The 920-nt window shown below is 68.6% G+C and carries 2 protein-coding genes and 1 pseudogene; 1 reads left to right on the top strand and 2 read right to left on the bottom strand.

Translation table 11 applies throughout. The annotated features are described in order from the left end of the window. Both AB4118_RS34010 and AB4118_RS34005 read right to left on the bottom strand, forming a co-directional pair. On the bottom strand, positions 1 to 542 hold a 542-nt coding region (locus AB4118_RS34010), incomplete at its 3' end, for a calcium-binding protein (protein WP_441493899.1). A 60-nt stretch (positions 543 to 602) separates the two neighbouring features. Continuing rightward, positions 603 to 686: pseudogene (locus AB4118_RS34005) on the bottom strand (calcium-binding protein); the annotation flags it as partial. Between the two features lie 12 nt (positions 687 to 698). Between AB4118_RS34005 and AB4118_RS34000 the strand changes: the two are divergent. Further along, the coding region (locus AB4118_RS34000; RefSeq protein WP_441493900.1) for a hypothetical protein at positions 699 to 920 on the top strand (222 nt) is incomplete at its 3' end.

The raw sequence follows: 920 nt of genomic DNA, 5'->3' as shown, positions 1-920 counted from the left end.
GCGAGCGCGCCATTGGCGTCGATGCCGGAGAGGTCGAGCTTATCGCCAGGCTCGAAGTCGAGGATGGTGTCGCCATCCGCCGCTTCCTTGCTCTCGAAGCGGAAGGTGTCGTTGCCCGCCCCGCCTTCCATCACGTTCACCGCCGCACTGGCCGTGATCGTGTCGTTGCCCGAGCCGGTCGCGACGTTCTCGATGCTCCAGAGCGTGTCGCTGCCGGTTTGCGTGCTGACCGCGCTGCCGCGTCCGAGCAGGCCGTTGCCGAGATCGACCGTCAGGTTCGCCGTGATCGCCGACATGTCGAGCGTGTCGATGCCCGTGCCGCCGTCGCTGTCATCGCCGAAATAGACGTCGTTGCCGTCGCCGGCCGCAGCCACGATCACGTCATTGCCCGCACCCGCCACCACCGTGTCGTCGCCGGCGCCGGCCGTGATCCGGTCGTCGCCCGTGCCACCGAAGATCCGGTCGTTGCCGGCCTCGCCATCGATCAGGTCGTTGCCGGCCCCACCAAGCAGCACGTCGTCGCCGGCTCCGCCGAAGACCACGTCACGGCCCTCCCCGGCATCGACGAAGTCGTTGCCGTCGCCGGCCGAGATCGTGTCGTCGCCGCCCGCACCGATCAGGACATCGTCGCCGCCCTGGCCGATCAGGTTGTCCGCACCCGCCGCCCCGATCAGGACATCGCTCAGCCCCGTTCCGACATGCGTTCCAGGAGGCGTGCCCGGACCGGGAGCCGGCGTGCCAGCCCCGTCGTCATCGTCGTCGTCATCGTCGCAGCCGCAATCGTCGTCGTCGTCATCGTCGCCGTTGCCGGCGCCGTCGTCATCGTCGTCATCATCGTCGTCGTCGCCATCTCCGGCGCCGTCGTCGTCATCATCATCATCGTCGCCATCTCCGGCGCCGTCGTCATCGTCGTCATCGTC

The sequence above is a fragment of the Allobosea sp. 2RAB26 genome, from assembly GCF_052115465.1.
GTDB lineage: Bacteria > Pseudomonadota > Alphaproteobacteria > Rhizobiales > Beijerinckiaceae > Allobosea.
Note: the sequence above shows the minus strand (reverse complement) of the source record. Positions and strands in the feature narration are given on the sequence as shown.